Below are 21,653 nucleotides of genomic sequence, written 5' to 3'. Positions count from 1 at the left end.
AGGGCAAGCCGGATGATTGAGCCGCTTTCGCATTCCCCGTTCCCTGGGGCCACTTTCAAGGAAGAGATCGACGGCGACACGCTGCATGAAGAATGCGGCGTGTTCGGCATTCTCGGCCATGCCGACGCCTCGGCGCTGACCGCTCTCGGCCTGCATGCGCTTCAGCATCGCGGCCAGGAAGCAGCAGGCATCGTCTCTTTCGATGGCAAGCGCTTCCATCAGGAACGCCATATGGGCCTCGTCGGCGATCATTATACCGATCCGGCAACGCTCGCCCGCCTGCCCGGCTCCATCGCCATTGGCCACACCCGTTATTCCACGACCGGCGAAGTGGCGATGCGCAACGTGCAGCCGCTATTTGCCGAACTGGAAGAAGGCGGCATTTCCATTGCCCATAACGGCAATTTCACCAACGGCCTGACGCTTCGCCGCCAGATCATCGCCACCGGCGCCATCTGTCAGTCTACCTCCGATACCGAAGTCGTCCTTCATCTCATCGCCCGCTCGCGCCACTCCTCCACCGCCGATCGCTTCATCGACGCCATCAGGCAGATGGAAGGCGGTTATTCGATGCTGGCAATGACGCGCACCAAGCTGATTGCCGCGCGTGACCCGATCGGCATCCGCCCGCTGGTGATGGGCGAGCTGGACGGCAAGCCGATCTTCTGCTCGGAAACCTGCGCTCTCGATATCATCGGTGCGAAATTCGTTCGCGACGTCGAGAACGGCGAAGTCATCATCTGCGAAATCCAACCGGATGGTTCGATCACCATCGATGCGCGCAAGCCTTCGAAACCGCAGCCGGAGCGCCTCTGCCTGTTCGAATATGTCTATTTCGCCCGCCCCGATTCCGTTGTCGGCGGCCGCAACGTCTATACGACGCGCAAGAACATGGGCATGAACCTGGCCAAGGAAGCGCCGCTCGAAGCCGATGTGGTGGTTCCGGTTCCCGATGGCGGCACGCCGGCGGCGCTCGGTTTTGCGCAGGAAAGCGGTATTCCTTTCGAATACGGCATCATCCGCAACCATTATGTCGGCCGCACCTTCATCGAACCGACCCAGCAGATCCGCGCTTTCGGCGTCAAGCTCAAGCATTCCGCCAACCGGGCGATGATCGAAGGCAAGCGCGTGGTGCTGGTGGATGATTCCATCGTGCGCGGCACGACCTCGGTGAAGATCGTGCAGATGATCCGCGAGGCCGGCGCCAAGGAAGTTCATATCCGCGTTGCGAGCCCAATGATCTTCCATCCGGATTTCTACGGCATCGACACGCCGGACGCAGACAAGCTGCTCGCCAACCAATATGCCGATGTCGAGGCGATGGCGAAATTCATTGGCGCCGATTCGCTGGCCTTCCTGTCCATCGACGGACTTTACCGCGCCGTTGGCGGGGAAAACCGCAATCCGGCCCGTCCGCAGTTCACGGACCATTATTTCACCGGCGATTATCCGACCCGCCTTCTCGACCAGAATGGCGAGGCGATGGGCAGCAAGATTTCCATGCTGGCCAGCAACGGCTGATACGCCTCACACAAAGCGGCCATCCGGCTTCCGGTGGCCGCTTTTTTCTTGCCTTTTGTTCAGGCCCTCGCCTGCGACGATATAATCGCTTGTGAAAGGCCCGTGGCGCTTCGTAGAAGGAAGTGCAATCATTTTCGGGGGGACCATGACCATCAATCTCAAGGGCCGCATCGCTCTCGTTACCGGCGCGTCGCGCGGCATCGGCTATTTCACGGCGCTGGAACTCGCCAGGGCGGGCGCGCATGTCATCGCCTGCGCCCGCACGGTGGGCGGCCTTGAGGAGTTGGACGACGCCATCAAGGCCGTCGGCGGCACGGCGACGCTCGTTCCCTTCGATCTCTCCGACATGAAAGCCATCGATGCGCTGGGCGCGAATATCTTCGAGCGCTGGGGCAAGCTCGATATTCTCGTCGCCAATGCCGGCGTTCTCGGCGTCATCTCGCCGGTTGGCCATATCGAGGCGAAAGTCTTCGAAAGGGTCATGAACATCAACGTCACCGCCACCTGGCGGCTGATCCGCTCGGTCGAGCCGCTGCTTCTGAAATCGGATGCCGGCCGCGCGCTGATCCTGTCTTCGGGCGCCGCCCACAGCTGTCGCCCCTTCTGGGGTGTCTATTCCACCTCCAAGGCGGCAGTCGAAGCGCTGGCCCGCACCTGGGCGGCGGAAACGCAGAAGAGCGCCCTTCGCGTCAACAGCATCAATCCCGGTGCGACACGCACGGCGATGCGTGCGCAGGCGATGCCCGGCGAAGACCCGGCCACCGTGCCGCATCCATCAGAGGTGGCCGCGGCCATTCTTCCGCTCGCCTCGCCCGATCTGACCGAAACCGGCAAACTCTTCCTCGTGCGCGAGGGGAAATTCGTGGATTACCGTCAGCCAGAGTGAATATTTTCCGCTCGGAGCGGCGATTTGGCCACCACGGCTGCTCTTGACCGGGCCGCACCGCCGCGCCATAAAGCAAGATATGAGAACGATGATCTGCACCTGCTGCTGAGATTTTTTTTGCTGGTTCGCCACCGGCCAGATCGTTTTCGTCTCCCGCAAGGTCAAGAAAGATAAACGTTCCGGCCAGGATAATATTCTGCCTTTAGGGAACTGCCGCATGTCCTTGCGCCTGAAATTTCACAATACACTCACACGCGAAAAAGCGGAATTTGCACCGATCGACGCCGACAATGTGCGCATGTATGTCTGCGGCCCGACGGTTTATGATTTTGCCCATATCGGCAATGCGCGCCCGGTCATCGTGTTCGATGTTCTCTACCGGCTGCTGCGCCACGTCTTTGGCGAAGACCATGTGACCTATGCCCGCAACATCACGGATCTAGACGACAAGATCAACGCGCGGGCGCTGAGGGATTATCCGCATCTGCCGCTGAACGACGCCATCCATGCGGTGACGAAAAAGACCGCCGACCAGTTCCATGAGGATGTGGCCACGCTCGGCTGCCTTCCGCCGACCGTCGAACCGCGCGCCACCGACTACATCGCGGAAATGATCGACCTCATCGAGAAGCTGATCGCCCGCGGCCATGCCTATACGGCTGGCGGCGAAGTGCTGTTCGACACCCGCTCGATGGCCGATTACGGCCAGCTTTCCAAGCGGCCGCTGGACGAGCAGCAGGCCGGCGCGCGCGTGGCGGTGGAAGCCCACAAGAAGACCCCCGGCGATTTCGTGCTGTGGAAACTGTCCTCGGAGAATGAGCCGGGTTGGGAAAGCCCCTGGGGCCGCGGCCGTCCAGGCTGGCACATCGAATGCTCGGCCATGGCCGGTCGCTACCTCGGTGAAGTTTTCGATATTCACGGCGGCGGGCTCGACCTTATCTTCCCGCACCATGAGAACGAAATCGCGCAATCGCGCTGCGCCAACGGCACGCATGTCATGGCCAATGTGTGGATGCATAACGGCTTCGTGCAGGTGGAAGGCCGCAAGATGTCGAAGTCCGAGGGCAACTTCGTGACGATCTACGAATTGCTGCACACGGAGAAATTCGGCGGCCGGAAATGGCCGGGCGAGGTTCTGCGCCTTGCCATGCTGATGACGCATTATCGCGAGCCGATCGATTTTTCGGTGAAGCGTCTGGAAGAGGCCGAACGCCTGCTCGCCAAGTGGCCGGCGGCGGAAGCCTCCGATGCAGCACCGGATGAAACCGTGCTCGAATCGCTTGCCGACGATCTCAACACGGTTGCCGCCGTGCAGGCGCTGCATGCGCTGGCCCACGCCGCCAATCTGGACCCATCCAGGCTGCCCGCCTTTGCGGCCAGTGCTGCCCTGCTCGGTGTCCTGCCGAAGAAGGCGGAAATGGACGAGGCCATCGTTTCGGCCGTCGATGCGCTGGTGCAGCTGCGCCTGGAAATGTTGAAGGCGAAGAACTTTGCGGAAGCGGATCGTTTGCGTGATGAGCTTTCCGAAAAGGGCATTCAGTTGAAGGATGGCAAGGACAAGGAGACCGGGGAGCGGACGACGACGTGGGAGTTGAAGCGGTAATTTGCTGCTGCGGCTTGCGGTTTACCCCCCTCTGCCCTGCCGGGCATCTCCCCCTCAAGGGGGGAGATCGATCTGTGGCTCGGCCTTGCCCATCTCGACGCTTAAGAGTGAAGTTGAGGTAGTGCTTCTGGCTGATCTTCCCCCTTGAGGGGGAGATGCCCGGCAGGGCAGAGGGGGGTGAGCCCCACGACACGCCCTTGCTTTCGACCACGCCATGTTCCAATCTCGCCGCATCCCATCAAGCCGCGAGCATCCCGTGCCCCACGCCAAGGTCAATCCTCAACATCGGTCACATGCCCGGCAGATGCGAAAGGCCATGACCGACGCAGAGCTGAAGTTCTGGAACGCCGGCCGCGCTCACCGCCTAGACGGCATGTCTTTCAGACGCCAGCTGCCGGTCGCCGGATATATCGTTGATTTCGCTTGCCCCTCGCATAAGATCATTGTCGAACTGGACGGGTTTCAGCACGCGGGCGACGCTGCGGCAGCCTATGACCAGCAGAGAACACACACGTTTGAGGAACTTGGCTGGACAGTCCTCCGTTTCTGGAACGAAGATATCCTCAGAGACATCGACAATGTCTGTCTCCACATTATCCGAACGGTGAAGGAGGACCGACCATGACGACATATACCGGCGGATGCCAGTGCGGCGCGATCCGTTTTCGCGCCTCCGGGGAACTGAAAGACAGTTCCATCTGCCATTGCCGCATGTGCCAGAAGGCTTTCGGGGCCTATTACGCGCCGCTGGTTTCGGTGCGCGGCGTGGAATTCGAATGGACCCGGGGAGAGCCGAAACGCTTCCAGTCATCCAGCGTCGTCAAGCGCGGTTTCTGCCCTGAATGCGGCACTCCGCTGACCTATGAAGCGCCCGATGGCGTGGCGGTGGCGGCCGGGGCCTTTGACGATCCCGCCGCGTTGCCACCGACCATTCAGTGGGGCGTGGAGCGCAAGATCGATTTCGTCGACACGCTTCACACGCTGCCTGCCGTTGCCACCGAAGACGACCTGACGCAGGTGGAATACCTCGCCGATCTCGTTTCCTATCAGCACCCCGACCACGACACCGAAAACTGGCCACCGGAGAACAGATAATGAGCGAAGCGGGATTTTCCGGCGGTTGCCAGTGCGGCGCCGTGCGTTTCCATGCGGGCAAGCTCGGCCGGGCTTCCATCTGCCATTGCCGCATGTGCCAGAAACATTTCGGCAATTTCTTCGGCGCGCTGGTCAGCGCCGATCAGGCGCATCTGACCTGGACACGCGGCCAGCCTGCCCTCTTCCGCTCCTCGGGAAAAATCCATCGCGGTTTCTGCAGCAAATGCGGCACGCCGCTGACCTATCATTATCCCGGCGGCGTGGAGATCGCCATCGGCGCTTTCGATGAGCCGGAGCGGATCGAGCCGCAGGTGCAGGTCAATTTCCACAGGCGCATGCCGTGGATCGAGCAGCTGTTCGGCAAACCGGCCGTGGAACAGGGCGTGGACGAGGCGGAGATCACCTCCTATCAGCACCCGGATCACGACACGCAGGTCTGGCCGCCGGAAGACGGTCGCGCATGAGCGAAACCGAGGGTTTCAGCGGCGGATGTCAGTGCGGCGCGGTGCGTTATCGGATAGGAGGCGGTCTTCGTTATCCGCATCTGTGCCATTGCCGCATGTGCCAGAAGGCATCGGGCAATTATTTCATGCCGCTTGCCGCAAGTACGCTTACGCAGTTTGAAATGACCCGCGGCGAAGCGGCGTGGTTCCAGTCCTCCGATCACGTGCGTCGCGGTTTCTGCGGCCGATGCGGCACGCCGCTGTTCTACGACATGCCGGGCGCCGATTTCATCAATATCACCCTCGGTTCGCTGGATGAGCCGCAGCGGGTAAGGCCCGAGGCGCAATCCAATCTCGCCGGCAAGATGCACTGGTTCGGCGCACTCGATGGCTTGCCGGTCGAGCCGGAACCTGCAACGGATAACCCTCCCCCTCGGGTGAACAACCTGCAGCACCCGGACCATGATACGGCCGAATGGCCAGCGAAGGATGATGACCCATGACCGAAGAATTGCGCGGCTTTTACCCCGAGATAGAACCCTTCGAGACCGGCATGCTCGACGTCGGCGACGGCCACACGATCTATTGGGAAAGGGTTGGCACGCGCGGTGGAAAACCGGCGGTATTCCTGCATGGCGGTCCGGGCGGCGGGGTGAACCCCACGCATCGCCGCGTTTTCGATCCCGCCCTTTACGACGTCATCCTGTTCGATCAGCGCGGCTGCGGCCGCTCCACGCCGCATGCGGAGCTTGAAGCCAACACCACATGGCATCTCGTTGCCGATATCGAAAGGCTGCGCGAACTTTGCGGCTTCGAAAAATGGCTGGTTTTCGGCGGTTCCTGGGGCTCGACGCTGGCGCTCGCCTATGCCGAGACCCATCCCAACCGCGTCAGCGAACTGGTTCTGCGCGGCATTTACACCGTCACCAGGCCGGAACTGGACTGGTATTACCAGTTCGGCGTTTCCGAAATGTATCCCGATCGCTGGGAAAACTTCATCGCGCCCATTCCTGAGGCCGAGCGCGGCGAGATGATGCAGGCCTATAACCGCTATCTCACCGGCGCTGATGAGGCAAAGAAGCTGGAATGCGCCAAGGCATGGAGCCAATGGGAAGGCGCGACCATCGCGCTCGTGACAGATCCTGACCGTGTCGAGGATTTCGGCGAGGACAAATATGCGATCGCTTTCGCCCGCATCGAGAACCATTTCTTCGTGAATGGTGGCTGGCTGGAAGAGGGGCAATTGCTGCGCGATGCCGGCAAACTCCGGGATATTCCGGGTGTCATCGTCCATGGACGCTATGACATGCCCTGCCCGCTGAAATATGCCTGGCAGTTGGCCAAGGCCTGGCCGAAGGCCGATTTCCATATCGTCGAGGCCGCCGGACATGCCATGAGCGAACCCGGCATTCTTGACCAGCTGATCCGCGCAAACGACCGGTTCGCAGGAAAATAATCAGTTTTTTCAGATGCTTGAAACGACCGGATGAGACAATGATTCACGCGGGTTTTCGGGCGTGGATCATCCCTCCGGTCGTGAAAATCGCCTGTTTCAAGAGCAATGCGCCTTTTATTCATGCAGTTTTTCTCATGAACCCTTCACGGAAATGAATTGGCTCCCGCCACGCCGATCCGCTATGAAAGGACCATCCGAACAATTTGGCGGTACTCCCATGGCACTCGACAAAACGCTCCCGGCCCAAGAGGGCGGCGACAGCGCGCGCGGTTTTGCTTTCGCGCTTTCCGCATATCTGCTGTGGGGGTTTCTTCCCCTCTACATGAAAGCGGTCGCGCATATTTCGCCGATCGAGGTCATTGTTCACCGCGTCATTTGGTCGGTACCGATCGCGGCGGCGGTGCTGATTGCACTCGGGCGGACAACGGAAATCAGGGCGGCGCTGAAGAACCCGAAAATGCTTGCCATGGCGAGCCTGACGGCCGCCCTTATCAGCATTAACTGGGGCGTCTATATCTGGTCTATCGGCGCCGGCCGCGCGCTTGATGCCGCCCTTGGTTATTTCATCAATCCGCTGTTCAGCATCTTCCTCGGCGCAGTGCTTCTGAAAGAAAAACTCTATCCGGCGCAGATCGCCGCCATCGTTCTGGTGGCGCTTGCGGTCGCGATCCTCACCTGGCATGCGGGCAGCCTGCCATGGGTTTCCATTGTGCTGACCGTCTCCTGGGGTTTTTACGCCTTCTTCCGCAAGACATTGCCGATTGGTGCGACACAGGGCTTTCTGCTGGAAGTCATGTTGCTGTCCATCCCGGCCGTGCTGGTCATGGCATGGCTGGGCTTCAGTGGACAGGCGCATTTCATGGCTGGCAATGCGACCGACACCTGGCTTCTGGTCGCCAGCGGCCTCATCACCGCCGTTCCGCTCATTCTTTACGGCAATGGCGCGAAACTCCTGCGGCTCTCGACCATTGGCATCATGCAATATATCGCACCGACGATGATCTTCCTGATCGCCATTTTCATCTTCAAGGAGCCTTTCGACATGGTGCGGATGGCGGCCTTTGCGATGATCTGGCTGGCGCTGGCGATCTATACCGGTTCGAGCCTGATGCGGCTCAAGCGGTAACGAAGTCCGTCGAAGTTTCTCTCCCTCATTGCTGTGCTCGTCACAGGAATCTAGCCAGCCCAAGTCCTTGGGCTGAGAGGAGTCTTTCCGCCGCGCAGACGCGCGTCGGCTGGATTCCTGTGACAAGCACAGGAATGAGGGGATGCCACCATAGCGCTCCTTGCAGAGGCACAGCGCTCCGAGGTCAATAATCCATCAGCAGCTGCGGGTTCGCTTCGTAACCGAAACGCGGCTTGACGCCGAGAAGTGCCGCCGTCTGGGTGACGATTTCGCGGATCATCGGTGCTGCCGTCGAGGCTGCCGTACGGCCGCCGTTTTCGCCCGTCTTCGGCGCATCGATCATCGACAGGACCACATATCTCGGCTTGTGCATCGGAAAGGCGGCAACGAAGCTGTTGAAGTTGATGTCCTTGGCATAACGGCCGTTTATGACCTTGTCGGCCGTGCCGGTCTTACCGCCCACATGAAATCCCTCGACCTGCGCACGCCTGCCCGAGCCCTTTATGCCGTTCCAGTTGAAAAGATAACGCATGTCGGCGCTGGTCTTGCCATTGATGACGGCACGGGAAATCACGGCGGCCTCTTCCCTGGAGCGCGACAGGAAGGTCGGCGAAATCAGGTTTCCGCCATTGATGAGCGCTGCGGCGGCAACCGCCGTCTGCAACGGGGTGGTGGCGATGCCGTGCCCGAAGGAAATAGTGACGGAATTGATCTTCTTCCATGTCCGCGGCTGGGTGGGCATGGCGACGCCGGGCATCTCCGTTTCCATCCGCGACAGAAGCCCGAGTTTCGTCAGAAACTGCTGATGGCTTTCGACGCCAACCATGTCGGCAACCGCCGCCGTGCCGATATTGGACGAGTATTGAAATACTTCCGGGATTGAAAGCGGGCGGTTCCTGCCCCAGAAATCCTTGATGGTGAAGCCGCCAATGCGGATCGGCCGCGTCGCATCGACCACCGAATTCAGCGTGATCGCGCCTGCATCCAGTCCCATCGCCAGCGTGAAGCTCTTGAAGGTGGAGCCCATCTCGAAGGTGGCGTTGCTCATCCGGTTGAACCAGCCTTTTTCATACTCCCTGTCGATGCTGCCATCGGCAAGGGTACGGGACGGTTCGTTCGGATCGTAATCGGGCACCGAGGCCATGGCCAGCACTTCGCCCGTTTCCACATCCACGATCACCGCTCCGGCCGCTTCTGCCTGATAGTCGTTTTTCGCCTTCACGACGATCTCACGGACGATATTCTGCACCCGTAGATCGATCGACAGTTTTACCGGCTCCAGCGCCACGCCGCTTGCAAGGCCAGTTGCGCGCAGATCGGCCAGACCCTGCTGGTCGAGATAACGCTCCATGCCGGCAAGGCCCTGATTATCGACATTGACGTGACCAATGATATGCGAGGCCGTGGGGCCGCCCGGATAAAACCGCCGCTTTTCCGGCCTGAAGCCGATGCCCGGTATGCCGAGGTTCAAGATATCCGCCTGCTGCCGGGGCGTGAGCTGGCGTCGCAGCCATTGGAAGCCGCTGTCCATACGCAATCTGCGATGTGTCTCGCGCCAGTCGAGATTGGGAATGACGGTTGCGAGCTTTTCGACGACCTCATCGGCGTCCACGACCCTGCGCGGATCCGCATAGAGCGACACCATGTTGAGATCGGTCGCCAGCAACCGGCCATTGCGGTCCACAATATCGGGGCGGGATGCAACTGCGGTCGCGCCGCTATTGATCCAGGCGGTCGTGACAGGTTCGGCAAAACCATATTGAACGAGGCGCGCGGCAACCACACCATAAAGGACCGCGAAGACCGCAATGAGCAACCCGAGCCGCATTTTCGCATCGACCCTGCGGCGGGCGGCGGAGCCGAGGATGGCCTCCCTGCTCCGCAGCGGACTTCTTTGAATAATGAAATGCGCCCGGCTTTTTAGCCGCACCACAAAAGCAATCATTTCCGATAACACCCACGCTCTTGGCGGCGAAACAAATTTCGCGGTCAACCAACGCCTTGTTGACGCTGGCACAGGATCGGTCACGGGGCCATGAAAAGAGCGGGCGGGGCAATGCCGCAGTTAAAACTGTATTAATATACACTTAAAATTATAACGAACCGCGTGGCGGCTCGTTAACGCTCTTTTGCTGAGTGATGGAGTCGTTACCCCGAAACCGCTGCCCACGCTGGGGCCTTATGGATTACAGGCGGGATATGACCGAAGGATCGCCTTCAGGGTTCTGCTGCGCCAGCGCCCGGTCGATGATGGCGGGCACGATGTCCTTCACCTCGTCGATGACGAGCGGGTTCAGAAGATGGGCGCGGTGAATGAAGCCCTGGTCGCGCATATGCTGTACAAGCTCCAGCATCGGGTTCCAGAAGCCGTTGATATTGGCGAAGACCATCGGCTTGGCGTGGCGGCCGAGCTGCGCCCAGGTCATGATCTCGACGATCTCCTCCAGCGTGCCGACGCCGCCCGGCAGCGTCACGAAGGCATCCGAGCGCTCGAACATCATATGTTTGCGCTCATGCATGTCCTTGGTGACGACAAGCTCGTTCAATTGTCCGAGAGAATGGCGCGTCGCCTCCATATCGACCAGAAACTCCGGTATGATGCCGGTTACTTCGCCGCCATTGGAAAGAACGCCGCTGGCAACCGCACCCATGATGCCCTTGGTGCCGCCGCCATAAACGAGGCGAATGCCGTTTTCGGCAATGGATTTCCCAAGCGCGCGGCCGGCCTCCATGTGAGCCGGATCACGTCCGGGCTGGGAACCGCAATAAACGCAGATGGATCGAATCGCTGTATTTTTGTCCGTCATGAGGGGAAGGAACAATGCAGGATGCGGCGCGTCAAGAAAATTTGGGAAATCCCTTGCAAATGTGGCCTTTTGCCCACACGCCGCTTGTCTGGGGCAAGGTAAGACGCTAGCAATCTCAACTTGTGTGAAACGCTTGAAATACCCGGAGATTCCAGGATGAAAAACAATAAAGCCGGTTTGCTGGCGCTGATCGTGTTGGGGATTGCGTCCCTGCTCATGATCTTTTTCGTCCTGCCGAGGATTTCCAATGACGGCAAACCGATCGGCGACGCCATCAACGAGGCGGGCAATGCCGTGAAGAACAGCGTCGAAATGGGCAGCGACAAGGCCGGAGACATTCTGTCCGACGCCGCCCAGGAGACCGCCAATATTGCCGACAAGGTCGGGCGTCTCGCCGCTTCCGCGACCCAGTCGATCAAGGATCTGACTACACTTTTCGCCGATAGCAAGGTTCCTTCCGACGCCGATTTCGCGACAGCGCGCAAGAAGGTCGAGGCATCGCTCAAAGAACTGACCAACATCGAAATTCCTGAAACGCTGGATGAAACCACGTCGCGGCTGATCACCACGGCCCGTTCGGCGGCCGAACGCACCACGGCCTTCCTGCGCGGCCTGCCCGACAGCGCGGCGGCGGCGGCAGCACAGGTGCGTCGCCTGGCAGGCGTTTTTACCGGCACCGATGATGGCGCAGCCCAGCCGGCCCAGCCCGCAGCGGCCCCCGCACCCGGCGATGCCGCCCAGGCCACGCCCGGCGCGCCGACTTTCGATGTGCTGCGCGTCGAGCCGGATGGCTCAGCCGTTGTCGCGGGCAAGGCACAGCCCGGCGCGAAGCTCGAAATTCTCAGCAACGGCAAGGTGATCGCGCAGACGACGATCGACGGCACCGGTGATTTCGCCGCCGTTTTCGACAATCCCCTGCCCCCCGGCGATCATGAGCTGGTGCTGCGCTCGACCGACGCGAGCGGCAAGGCGACGCAATCGGAAGAAGTCGCAACCGTTTCCGTGCCCGAGAACAAGGCAGGCGAACTTCTGGCCATGGTTTCCAAACCCGGCAAGGCAAGCCGCGTGCTGGCAATGCCGGAGGCCGCACCTCCAGCCCTTCAGCCCCAGCAAGCCGCGCAATCGCAGCAGCCTGCGGCCACCTCCGAAACAGGCGCCAGCAACACGCCCGCCCCTGCCGCCGGCGCCACGGCTCCGGCCGCTGCGCCGCTGACATCGACCGTTCAGGTCAGCGCCGTTGAATTCGAGGGATCGAAGATTTTCGTTGCCGGTTCCGCGCCTGCTGCCTCGACGGTGCGCGCGCTGGTCGATGACAAGGAAATCGGCAAGACCACGGCGGAGGCCTCCGGCCATTTCGTCATCGAGGGTAATGTCGAACTGACCGTTGGCAGCCATATCATCACCGTCGAAGAGCTGAATGCCGACGGCACGGTGAAGGTGCGCGTGCGCGTTCCCTTCGAGCGCCCGCAGACCGATCAGGCGACCGTCGCCATGCAGGCGCCTTCCGCCGCCACGGCGACCGCTGCACCCGTTGAGAACCAGAGCACGGCAAGCGACCGCGCTGCCTTCGAAAAGCTGCGCACGGATGTTGCGAAGGCTTTCGGCATTCTCTCCAATCTCTACAAGGATCAGGCCACGCCTGCACTCGACCAGGCGATTGCCGGCCGCTCCGCCGTGGTGATTGGCCTGAAGTCGCTCTCCGAGTTCCGTACTGCCGCAGCCACCGAACCGGCCTTCACCGCCTTTGCGGGCGACATCGCCGCCAAGGCCCGCCAGCTGCTGACATCCGTCGAGGCATGGCCGAACGACGTGGCGGCAATCGGCAAGGGCATTGCTTCGCTCGCAAGCCGCCTCGCCGAACTCCACATTACGGCGCCGCCCGCTCCCGCGCCGCAGGCACCTGCCGGTCCGCAGACCTTCGAACAGGCGCCGCTCGCCGAAAGCCAGAACAGCGTCATCATCCGCCGTGGCGACACGCTGTGGCAGATTTCCCGCCGCGTTTATGGACAGGGCGTGCGTTACACCACGATCTACCTCGCCAATGAGGACCAGATCAAAAACCCTGACCTGATCGAGCCCGGCCAGATTTTCGGCGTGCCGAAAGAGGCCCTGCCGAATGCTGAGGAACTTCACCGCAAGCGGCTGAAAGGCGGCTCCTGAGCATTTGAATCGTTGCGGTGAACCCGCGACGATCCTATCTGTGACACGCGCGGCGGCTTGACCAAAGCCGCCGTCCTGCTGTCGGCTTCCGGCAGTGACCGGAGAGAATGATGGCCACGAAGAAAAAAACCATTTCGGCGGATTCCAGCAACCCGACCCAGACGCTGATCAATCTCTGGCCCTATATGTGGCCGGAGGGCCGCTGGGACCTGAAGATGCGGGTGGTGTGGGCGACGATATTCCTTGTTGTCGCCAAGCTGGTGCTGATTGCCGTTCCCTATTTCTTCAAATGGGCGACGGATGCGCTGAATGGCAAGCTCGACATGGCGGGACTGGTCCCGGCCTTCCTGCTCGGCGCGGTCGCGCTGGTCATTGCCTATAATCTGACGCGGCTGATCCAGGTCGGCCTCAATCAGCTGCGCGATTCGCTGTTTGCCAGCGTCGGCCAGCATGCGGTGCGCCAGCTCGCCTACAAGACCTTCGTGCACATGCACCGGCTTTCCCTGCGTTTCCATCTGGAACGCAAGACCGGCGGGCTTTCCCGAGTTATCGAGCGTGGCACCAAGGGCATCGAAACCATTGTCCGCTTCACCATTCTCAACACCGCCCCGACCTTCATCGAATTCCTGCTGACCGCCATCATCTTCTGGGCGTCCTACGGTTTTTCCTATGTGCTGGTCACGGTCATCACCGTCTGGGCCTATATCTGGTTCACCGTCCGGGCCAGCAACTGGCGCATCTCCATTCGCCGCGCCATGAACGACAGCGATACCGACGCCAATACCAAGGCGATCGACTCGCTCCTGAACTTCGAGACCGTCAAATATTTCGGTAACGAGGAGATGGAGGCGAAACGCTTCGATGTCGCCATGGAGCGTTACGAAAAATCGGCGATCTCGATCTGGACCTCGCTCGGCTGGCTGAACTTCGGCCAGGGCGTGATCTTCGGTATCGGCTCCACCGTCATGATGGTGATGTCGGCCCTTGCCGTGCAGCGCGGCGAACAGACCATCGGCGATTTCGTCTTCGTCAATGCCCTTCTGCTGCAGCTTTCAGTACCGCTGAACTTCATCGGTTTCGTCTACCGCGAAATCCGCCAGGGCCTGACCGACATCGAACAGATGTTCGAGCTTCTGGAGGTCGAGGCCGAGGTTACCGACAGGCCGGATGCAAAACCGCTCGCCAGCGGACCCGGCGCGATCTCGTTCCGCGACGTGCATTTTGCCTATGATCCCGAGAGGCCGATTTTGAAGGGTGTTTCCTTCGATGTACCGGCAGGCAAGACGGTGGCAATCGTCGGGCCTTCGGGTGCGGGAAAATCGACGATCTCGCGGCTGCTTTACCGTTTCTACGATATTCAGGAAGGCGCGGTCACCATTGACGGGCAGGATATTCGCGACGTGACGCAAAAGAGCCTGCGCTCGGTGATCGGCATGGTTCCGCAGGATACGGTGCTGTTCAACGACACGCTCGCCTATAACATCCGTTATGGCCGCCCTTCGGCCACGAATGAGGATGTCACGGCGGCGGCGGATGCGGCACAGATTAGCGCCTTCATCGGCAAGCTGCCGGAAGGTTACGCCACCATGGTCGGCGAACGTGGCCTGAAACTGTCGGGCGGCGAAAAACAACGCGTGGCGATTGCAAGAACCATTCTGAAAGCGCCACCGATCCTCATCCTCGACGAGGCGACTTCAGCACTCGACACCCATACCGAACAGGAAATCCAGAGCGCGCTCGATATCGTCTCGAAAAACCGCACCACACTGGTCATCGCCCATCGTCTTTCCACCGTCATCCACGCGGACGAAATCATCGTTCTAAAGGAAGGGCTCATCGCCGAACGCGGAACCCACGCCTCGCTGATGGCGCAGAATGGCCTCTATGCCTCGATGTGGAGCCGCCAGCGCGAAGCGATCCGGGCGGAAGAGATGCTGCGCCATGTTCGCGAAACCGACGATCTGGGTGTGGTCGACCGCGGCGAACCCGCGCATTGACGGGCAGAAACCCCGGGGAACTTGGGGTGTTACGGCAACCGGCCATTGCCGGGCGGGGCGTTTGGCTGTAACCAGCTAGGCAAAATTTGTCGTATTGCCGTGTGGATCGTGTCGTATCACGACCATATATGGACGCGACAGACGGCAACCGGAGCAAGGAATCTCATGAATCTGTTCGACACCATTCGCAACACCATCGTACCGATCCACAAGGAAGGTTATGTCTTCGTCGCCGCCTTCTTCGTCGCATCGCTGGTGCTCGGCTGGATTTCCGAACCGCTGTTCTGGGTCGGTCTCGTGCTGACGGCCTGGTGCGCCTATTTCTTCCGCGATCCCGAGCGTGTGACACCACAGGATGACGATTTGATCATCAGCCCCGCCGATGGCAAGGTCTCCGCCATCCAGACCGTCGTTCCGCCGCTGGAGCTGGAACTCGGCAAGGAGCCCATGGTCCGCGTCTCCGTGTTCATGAATGTTTTCAACTGCCACGTGAACCGCGCGCCGGTGCGCGGCCGCATCGTCAATGTCGCCTATCGTCCCGGCCTGTTCCTCAATGCGGAAGTGGACAAGGCCTCCGAAGACAATGAACGCAACGGCCTCGTCATCGAGACCGCCCATGGCAAGGTCGGCGTCGTGCAGATCGCCGGCATGGTCGCGCGCCGCATCGTCTGCTGGGTCAAGCCAAATGAACCAGTTGATGCCGGCGAGCGTTTCGGTCTTATCCGTTTCGGCTCGCGTCTCGATATCTTCCTTCCCGAAGGTTTTCAGCCGCGCGTTTCGGTGGGCCAGACGGCGATTGCGGGTGAAACCGTGCTTGCCGAATTCGGCTCCGCCAAGGGTCCGGTCGTCAGCCGCCGCGGCTGACGGGAAACGGCAACAGGAAGGGCATGCGCATGGAAACGCCGATCTCGGAGCCACAACAGAACGGAAAACCTGAGGGCCGCAACGATAGCGGCCGTGGGCCGCGTCTGAGGGAAATTCCCTTTCGCCTCGTGGTTCCCAACCTCATCACCGTTCTGGCCATCTGTGCGGGCCTGAGCGGCGTTCGCCTCGCCATCGAAGGCCGCTTCGAGCTGGCCGTCGGCATGGTGCTGCTCGCCGCCTTCCTCGACGGCATTGACGGGCGCATCGCCCGCATGATGAAGGCGACTTCCAAATTCGGCGAACAGATGGATAGTCTGGCCGATATCGTCAATTTCGGTGTTGCCCCTGCCCTTGTGGTCTATGCCTACCTTCTCGACCAGGCGCGCTCGATCGGATGGATCGCCGCCCTGATCTACGTCATCGCCGCCGGCCTGCGACTGGCCCGCTTCAACGTCATGATAGAGCGGCCGGTGAAAGCGCCCTGGCAGAACGAGTTTTTCGTGGGCGTGCCGGCCCCGATGGGCGCCATGCTGGTGCTTCTGCCGGTTTATCTCGGTTTTCTCGGCGTGGAGCCGGGCAAGCCTTTCGCTTATATCGCCGCCGCCTATACCGTACTGATCGGTTATCTTCTCATCAGCCGCCTGCCGGTCTGGTCGGGTAAATCCGGCACCAGCCGCATCCGCCGCGATCTGGTGCTGCCGGTGATCCTCGTCGTCGTGCTTTATGTGGCGATGCTGATGAGCTTTACCTGGGAAGTGCTGGTTCTGACCGTTGCCGCCTATCTCTTTTTCATTCCCATCAGCGCCAGCCTCTGGCACCGCCGCTATGGAACGCTGACGATCGAGGAAGACGCGCATGATGACGCCAATGGCGGAAACGGCCTCGATCGCGGTATTTGAAACCGCAGGTATTATTTTTCCCGTACGAACCAGCACTTGATGTGACGCAAAATGTCGCAGCCCGAAAAGCGGGCTTCGGCTTGTTTCGCCTCGAATCCGTCAAGATTACCCTCGAAAGAGGTGGTTCACACGCATCGAAACGGCGATTGGCGTGAATTGTGGAGAAAGAGAAATGACGAACGAGACGAAGGCGCAGCCGCAGGCGAAGCCCGACCTCAACAGCCACTACCGACCGCTCGGACTGAAGGCCGTTGCGGCCGCAGCTCTGATGCTGAAACGCAAGCCAGCCGCCAAAACCGCCTGAAAACATTCGCTTTTTTTAAAAGCTCACCGTCTTCGGCCGCTACAGGCCTTGCGACGGGTCACAGTGAATTCAAAAACATCCCGATAAAGGCGCGGCGCTAATATTAGCGCCGTTTCCATTTATGCGTCATCCGTAAGAAACCGCATAAACCGGCTTGCTCGATAAAGTTCCCCAATCCGTAACGAAGCTGCAACGAAAACGAAGTAGACTATTCGACTTCCACGGGACGACTGTACGGATGGTCTCGTATCGATTACTGGGCATCAAAAAATTTTCTACTTTAGCGATTCTTCCTGCTACAGCGAATAAGGCCGATCTCCGATGCTGCTGATGCGCGGTATGGGACCAAGTCGGGTGTTGCGGGAAAAACCACGAAGACGGGCCATGGGGGGCTTCATAAGGCATGCAGGATAAAATCCTTCTGATTGAAGATTCCGTTGCTCTTTCCATGCTGCTGAAGTCGCGGCTTTCGGAAGAAACCGCAGCCGAGGTTGTCCATTGCGACAGCATGGCACAGGCCGATACCCTGCTGCGCGCCCATGATTTTACGCTGGCGCTGACGGGTCTTAATCTGCCCGACGCGCCGAAGGGTGAAATTCTCGCGCTTCTCTCTGACCACAAGGTGCCCGCCATCGTTTTCACCGCCACGGTGGATGAAGAGGCGCGCAAGCGTTATGCCGAAAAGAAGATCATCGACTACATCGTCAAGGATGGCCATCGCACCGTTGATGCCGTCGTCAAGACGGTCGACCGGATTTTGACAAACAGGCTGTTTTCCGTGCTGGTGGTGGATGATGCGCGCACGGCGCGCTCCGGCCTCGTGGAAATTCTCGAGCGGCAGAATTTCAAGGTCAGCGAGGCCCATTCCGGCAAGCGGGCCCTGGAAATCCTGTCACAGGACCCGTCGATCCAGCTCGTCATCACCGATTACCATATGCCCGATATGGACGGCTATGAGCTGACGCGCCGTATCCGCGACAGCCGTTCCTCGGAAGATTTGCGGGTCATCGGCATATCGTCGTCCACGGACCGGCTGCTTTCGGCAAGCTTCCTGAAAGCCGGAGCATCGGATTTCGTCTACCGCCCCTTCGTGCCGGAAGAGCTGCAGTGCCGCATCGACAACAATATCGAAACGCTGAAACAGCTCAAACGGCTGCGCGAACTGGCGGAGCGGGACCACCTTACCGGCCTGCCGAACCGCCGCTCCTTCTTCGAGCGGACGCGGGCGCTGATGGAGGTCATCAACGACAATGACGAGAACGGCGCGGTCGCCATTCTCGACATCGACCACTTCAAGAAGATCAATGATACGCTGGGACACGATGCCGGCGACAGGGCGCTGAAGAAGCTTGCCGAACTGCTGCATGACATGTGCCATGAGCAGCGCCATATTCCCGCGCGCCTTGGCGGCGAGGAATTCGCCGTCTTCCTGCGCGGGCTGGATGCGCATGCAGCCTATCAATTTTGCGAGGATCTGCGCGGCGCCGTCGAGAGCAACGGCCGCCAGCTGAGCGGCAGCAGCATGGCATTGACGATTTCCCTCGGCGTCGTAGAAATCGAAAAGGGCGAACCCTTCGACAACCAGCTGAATGCCGCAGACCAGCTGCTCTATCTTGCCAAGGCAAATGGCCGCAACCGCGTCTATTCCGACATCATGATCCAGGAAGGCCTGCAGAAGATCGGGCGGAACGGGTAAGCCTTTCTGAACAAGATATTCTTCTGTGGGACCGAGCGCGCGCCACTTGTTTCTTCTCCCCGCCGGGGAGAAGTCCGCGGCAGCGGGATGAGGGGGCGAGCTCTCCGCATATCGCTGGCGTTGCCCCCTCATCCGACCCTTCGGGCCACCTTCTCCCCGGACGGGGAGAAGAAATACCCGGCAACGTCGAGCCAGAACGATTACTCGCAAATGTCCAGCCGGCACATCAAAACAGCGACATCTGCCCCTCGTCCTTCGGCGGCTTGATCTTTGCCAGCGGTGCGCTTTCCGGCACCGGCTCGATGAGGTCGGCACCGACATTGGCGACCTTGTTGACCCTGTCCGATACCGGGATCATTTCAAAAAAATCATCCTGAACCGGCCGCATCAGATCGGCCACCTCGCGGGGCTCCTGTGTCTTGCAGTCCAGCCAGCGGCTGAAATCCTCGGGCGCGATCACCACCGGCATGCGGTCGTGGATGCGGCCGATTGCACTATTGGCGGCGGTGGTAAGGATTGCGCCGGTATCGACCTCGGATCCGTCGGCGGAAGACCATGTTTCCATAAGGCCGGCAAAAGCGACGATGCCACCATTTTTCGGGCGAATGAAATAGGGTTGGGGTTTGCCGCCCTCCTCTTTGGGAGGGCGTCGCCATTCGTAAAAGCCGGTTGCTGGCACAAGCACGCGACGATGGCGCATGGAGGCGCGGAAGGATGCCTTGCCGATGGCCGTTTCCGAGCGCGCATTGATAAGCAGAGGAAAGTCCTTGGGGTCTTTCACCCAGCCGGGCATGAACCCCCAGCGCACCAGCACGGCCCGGCGGTTGGGCAGGTTGCTGCCCCGCTCCTGTCGCTCACCCTCCAGCACCACCAGAATCGGCTGTGTGGGCGCGATGTTGAAGCGGGCGGGAAAATCCTCAAGGCCGATCAGATCAAGATAGTCGGCGATTTCTTCCGGCGTCGCTTTCAGGACGAAACGTCCGCACATTCTCGTCTCCTCAGCTGCGCGGGCCGAATAGAATAAGGGCGGTGCCTGCAAGGCAGACGGCCCCGCCGGCGACATCCCATTTATCCGGCACATGCCCTTCAACGCCCCAGAGCCAGAAGAGCGATGCGGCAATATAAATCCCGCCATAGGCGGCATAGGCCCTGCCCGCCGCCTCTGTCGGCACCAATGTCAAAAGCCAGGCAAAAGCGGCGAGCGCCAGCATGCCCGGCAGCAATATCCATCCCGTCTTGCCGAGTTTCAGCCAGGCCCAGAAGGAAAAACAGCCGGCAATTTCGGCAAGGGCCGCCAGAACATAAACAAGATAGACCTTCATTCCACCGTCTTCTGCGTGCACAATCCAACCGATTCCCGACTATAACATCGCTGCAGAAACCGGAATCGATTTTTGCGCGGCGCATATTCGGTTCACCGGGTCCATGCACCCGATAGACAGGCCACAAATGGCTGAGACAGACGAAAGCATTCATGACCCTTCGTATCAAGCCCCGCCCCGCCTCATCCGCGATCGTCAGAAATGGAGACCGGCTGCTGCTCGTTCGCCGCATCAATCCGCCTTCCAAGGACATGTTCGCCTTTCCGGGCGGGCGCGGCGAAGAGGGGGAAACACCGGCAGAGACGGCACTTCGCGAACTTCACGAGGAAACCGGTATCGTCGCGCGCAAACCGCAATTATTCGCGACCTATGATCTGCCGTCGCACGATGCGCAGGGCACGCTGACGAGCCACTATTTCCTTTCCGTCTTCACCGTGGAAACGGATGCGAACCCGGCGGTGACAGCGGCGGATGATGCTGCGGATGCGGGCTGGTACACATTGGCGGAAATACGCCGGCTGCCGGCTCCTGAAAGTGTGGTGGAATGTGCCGAGCGTCTGCTTGCATGATTGCCAGCCAGCCAGAATCGCGATTATCTAGGACCCATCCGCCCGCCGGATGTTCACGAGCCAACAGTTCACGAGTATGTGTGGGGCAGACTATAATTTTGATGCGACCAACCATTTTCCTGTCTCTTTTGCTGACCATGTTGACCATGGCCGGGCAAGTGGGCGTCGTTTATGCGCAGCCTTCCAATGCCATTTCCAAGGAGGCACGCCCCCCGGAGGCGCAGCCAGCCAAACCCGCCCCCTATGACGACAGGCTGGCCCGGCTTTCGGAAATATTGGGAGCGGTGCAATATTTGAGAACCCTGTGCCCCTCCTCCGGTCCAGAGGACTGGCGCAGATCCATGAGCGATCTTCTGGCTGCGGACACAGCCAACGAGCCCGAGCGGCGTCAGCGCATGACGGCTGCATTCAACCGTGGATACCGCTCCTTTGCGGCCATCCACACCAGTTGCACACGCGCCGCTGTCATGGCAGAAGAGAGCTACCGTAACGAAGGGGCAACACTTGCTCAGGAAATCGCGTCCAGGTTCGGAAATTAGCGGTTTATTAACCTCTTTTCGCCGCAGGCCGTGCCGTTTTGATAAAAGACTGATAGTGTTGTTAACAGGGTGGTAAGGACTTGCCCGCCCTGTCGAGGATGAAAAATGCAGACGAGCCGTAACGAAATCGACGATATGATCGTGCATGAAAAGATGCAGGTCGCTCTGGAACACCAGAACGAGGCATGGGCTGACGGCATGGCCGACGGCATCGAGCCGGAGATCATCGCCGATGCCGCAATCGCTCTGGCCATGCGCGAAACCATTCGCATGCATGGCGAGGCCGGCGCTGAAGCAATGCTGGAATCGCTGCGCCAGCGCATGCTTGAAGGCGAATTTTCTCCGCAGCGGGTGATACAGTAAAGC

At 60.2% G+C, this 21,653-nt stretch carries 21 protein-coding genes; 17 read left to right on the top strand and 4 right to left on the bottom strand.

Translation table 11 applies throughout. The features are described 5' to 3' along the window. Positions 1-12: 12 nt before the first annotated feature. The 9 genes from FY152_03640 to rarD all read left to right on the top strand — a co-directional run bounded on the left by FY152_03640 (position 13) and on the right by rarD (position 8,130). A complete protein-coding gene (locus FY152_03640; GenBank protein UXS31229.1) occupies positions 13-1,521 on the top strand; it encodes an amidophosphoribosyltransferase in 1,509 nt (502 codons plus the stop codon). Positions 1,522-1,666: 145 nt separating this feature from the next. Continuing rightward, positions 1,667-2,407 (top strand): SDR family NAD(P)-dependent oxidoreductase, encoded by a 741-nt coding sequence (locus FY152_03635; GenBank protein ID UXS31228.1) that lies wholly within the window; start codon positions 1,667-1,669, stop codon positions 2,405-2,407. 217 nt (positions 2,408-2,624) lie between these two features. Next, positions 2,625-4,010 carry a cysteine--tRNA ligase gene (locus FY152_03630; GenBank protein ID UXS31227.1) on the top strand — a complete coding sequence of 462 codons (1,386 nt, stop codon included), beginning with the start codon at positions 2,625-2,627 and terminating at the stop codon, positions 4,008-4,010. Between the two features lie 256 nt (positions 4,011-4,266). Beyond that, positions 4,267-4,635, top strand: coding sequence for an endonuclease domain-containing protein (locus FY152_03625; GenBank protein ID UXS33197.1), 369 nt, complete (start codon positions 4,267-4,269; stop codon positions 4,633-4,635). After that, positions 4,632-5,105, top strand: coding sequence for a GFA family protein (locus FY152_03620; GenBank protein ID UXS31226.1), 474 nt, complete (start codon positions 4,632-4,634; stop codon positions 5,103-5,105). The genes FY152_03625 and FY152_03620 overlap by 4 nt, the downstream gene beginning before the upstream one ends. Next, positions 5,105-5,569, top strand: a complete 465-nt coding sequence (locus FY152_03615) for a GFA family protein (GenBank protein ID UXS31225.1) — start codon at positions 5,105-5,107, stop codon at positions 5,567-5,569. Before FY152_03620 ends, FY152_03615 begins: the two co-directional genes overlap by 1 nt. Continuing rightward, entirely contained in the window at positions 5,566-6,051 is a 486-nt protein-coding gene (locus FY152_03610; GenBank protein UXS31224.1) for a GFA family protein, read from the top strand. The genes FY152_03615 and FY152_03610 overlap by 4 nt, the downstream gene beginning before the upstream one ends. Next, entirely contained in the window at positions 6,048-7,004 is a 957-nt protein-coding gene (gene pip, locus FY152_03605; protein UXS31223.1) for a prolyl aminopeptidase, read from the top strand. Before FY152_03610 ends, pip begins: the two co-directional genes overlap by 4 nt. A gap of 217 nt (positions 7,005-7,221) precedes the next feature. After that, a complete protein-coding gene (gene rarD / locus FY152_03600; protein UXS31222.1) occupies positions 7,222-8,130 on the top strand; it encodes an EamA family transporter RarD in 909 nt (302 codons plus the stop codon). Positions 8,131-8,314: 184 nt separating this feature from the next. On the opposite strand, the gene FY152_03595 is transcribed toward rarD, so the two are convergent. Continuing rightward, a complete protein-coding gene (locus FY152_03595) occupies positions 8,315-10,075 on the bottom strand; it encodes a penicillin-binding protein 2 (protein ID UXS31221.1) in 1,761 nt (586 codons plus the stop codon). 241 nt (positions 10,076-10,316) lie between these two features. Beyond that, entirely contained in the window at positions 10,317-10,937 is a 621-nt protein-coding gene (locus FY152_03590) for a TIGR00730 family Rossman fold protein (GenBank protein UXS31220.1), read from the bottom strand. A gap of 156 nt (positions 10,938-11,093) precedes the next feature. Between FY152_03590 and FY152_03585 the strand changes: the two genes are divergently transcribed. From FY152_03585 to FY152_03565, 5 genes are all read left to right on the top strand, one after another. Continuing rightward, positions 11,094-13,097 carry a LysM peptidoglycan-binding domain-containing protein gene (locus tag FY152_03585; GenBank protein UXS31219.1) on the top strand — a complete coding sequence of 668 codons (2,004 nt, stop codon included), beginning with the start codon at positions 11,094-11,096 and terminating at the stop codon, positions 13,095-13,097. Between the two features lie 110 nt (positions 13,098-13,207). After that, positions 13,208-15,094, top strand: coding sequence for an ABC transporter ATP-binding protein/permease (locus FY152_03580; protein UXS31218.1), 1,887 nt, complete (start codon positions 13,208-13,210; stop codon positions 15,092-15,094). Between the two features lie 165 nt (positions 15,095-15,259). Next, positions 15,260-15,958 carry a phosphatidylserine decarboxylase gene (locus FY152_03575; GenBank protein ID UXS31217.1) on the top strand — a complete coding sequence of 233 codons (699 nt, stop codon included), beginning with the start codon at positions 15,260-15,262 and terminating at the stop codon, positions 15,956-15,958. Between the two features lie 29 nt (positions 15,959-15,987). After that, positions 15,988-16,857: a CDP-diacylglycerol--serine O-phosphatidyltransferase gene (gene pssA, locus FY152_03570; GenBank protein UXS31216.1), complete on the top strand. Its 870-nt coding sequence runs from the start codon at positions 15,988-15,990 to the stop codon at positions 16,855-16,857. Between the two features lie 707 nt (positions 16,858-17,564). Further along, positions 17,565-18,857: a PleD family two-component system response regulator gene (locus tag FY152_03565; GenBank protein ID UXS31215.1), complete on the top strand. Its 1,293-nt coding sequence runs from the start codon at positions 17,565-17,567 to the stop codon at positions 18,855-18,857. A gap of 226 nt (positions 18,858-19,083) precedes the next feature. Here the strand turns inward: FY152_03565 and FY152_03560 are convergent, their stop codons facing one another. Next, positions 19,084-19,845, bottom strand: a complete 762-nt coding sequence (locus FY152_03560; GenBank protein ID UXS31214.1) for an SOS response-associated peptidase — start codon at positions 19,843-19,845, stop codon at positions 19,084-19,086. Between the two features lie 10 nt (positions 19,846-19,855). Continuing rightward, positions 19,856-20,179 (bottom strand): YnfA family protein, encoded by a 324-nt coding sequence (locus FY152_03555; GenBank protein ID UXS31213.1) that lies wholly within the window; start codon positions 20,177-20,179, stop codon positions 19,856-19,858. A 152-nt stretch (positions 20,180-20,331) separates the two neighbouring features. Here FY152_03555 and FY152_03550 point away from each other — a divergent pair, with 152 nt between their 5' ends. The 3 genes from FY152_03550 (at position 20,332) to FY152_03540 (ending at position 21,650) form a co-directional block, all read left to right on the top strand. Further along, positions 20,332-20,748 carry an NUDIX hydrolase gene (locus tag FY152_03550; GenBank protein ID UXS31212.1) on the top strand — a complete coding sequence of 139 codons (417 nt, stop codon included), beginning with the start codon at positions 20,332-20,334 and terminating at the stop codon, positions 20,746-20,748. A gap of 98 nt (positions 20,749-20,846) precedes the next feature. Further along, entirely contained in the window at positions 20,847-21,287 is a 441-nt protein-coding gene (locus tag FY152_03545) for a TIGR02301 family protein (GenBank protein ID UXS31211.1), read from the top strand. Between the two features lie 105 nt (positions 21,288-21,392). Beyond that, positions 21,393-21,650: a hypothetical protein gene (locus FY152_03540; GenBank protein UXS31210.1), complete on the top strand. Its 258-nt coding sequence runs from the start codon at positions 21,393-21,395 to the stop codon at positions 21,648-21,650. Positions 21,651-21,653: the final 3 nt, after the last annotated feature.

This window comes from Agrobacterium tumefaciens, assembly GCA_025560025.1.
GTDB lineage: Bacteria > Pseudomonadota > Alphaproteobacteria > Rhizobiales > Rhizobiaceae > Agrobacterium.
Note: the sequence above shows the minus strand (reverse complement) of the source record. Positions and strands in the feature narration are given on the sequence as shown.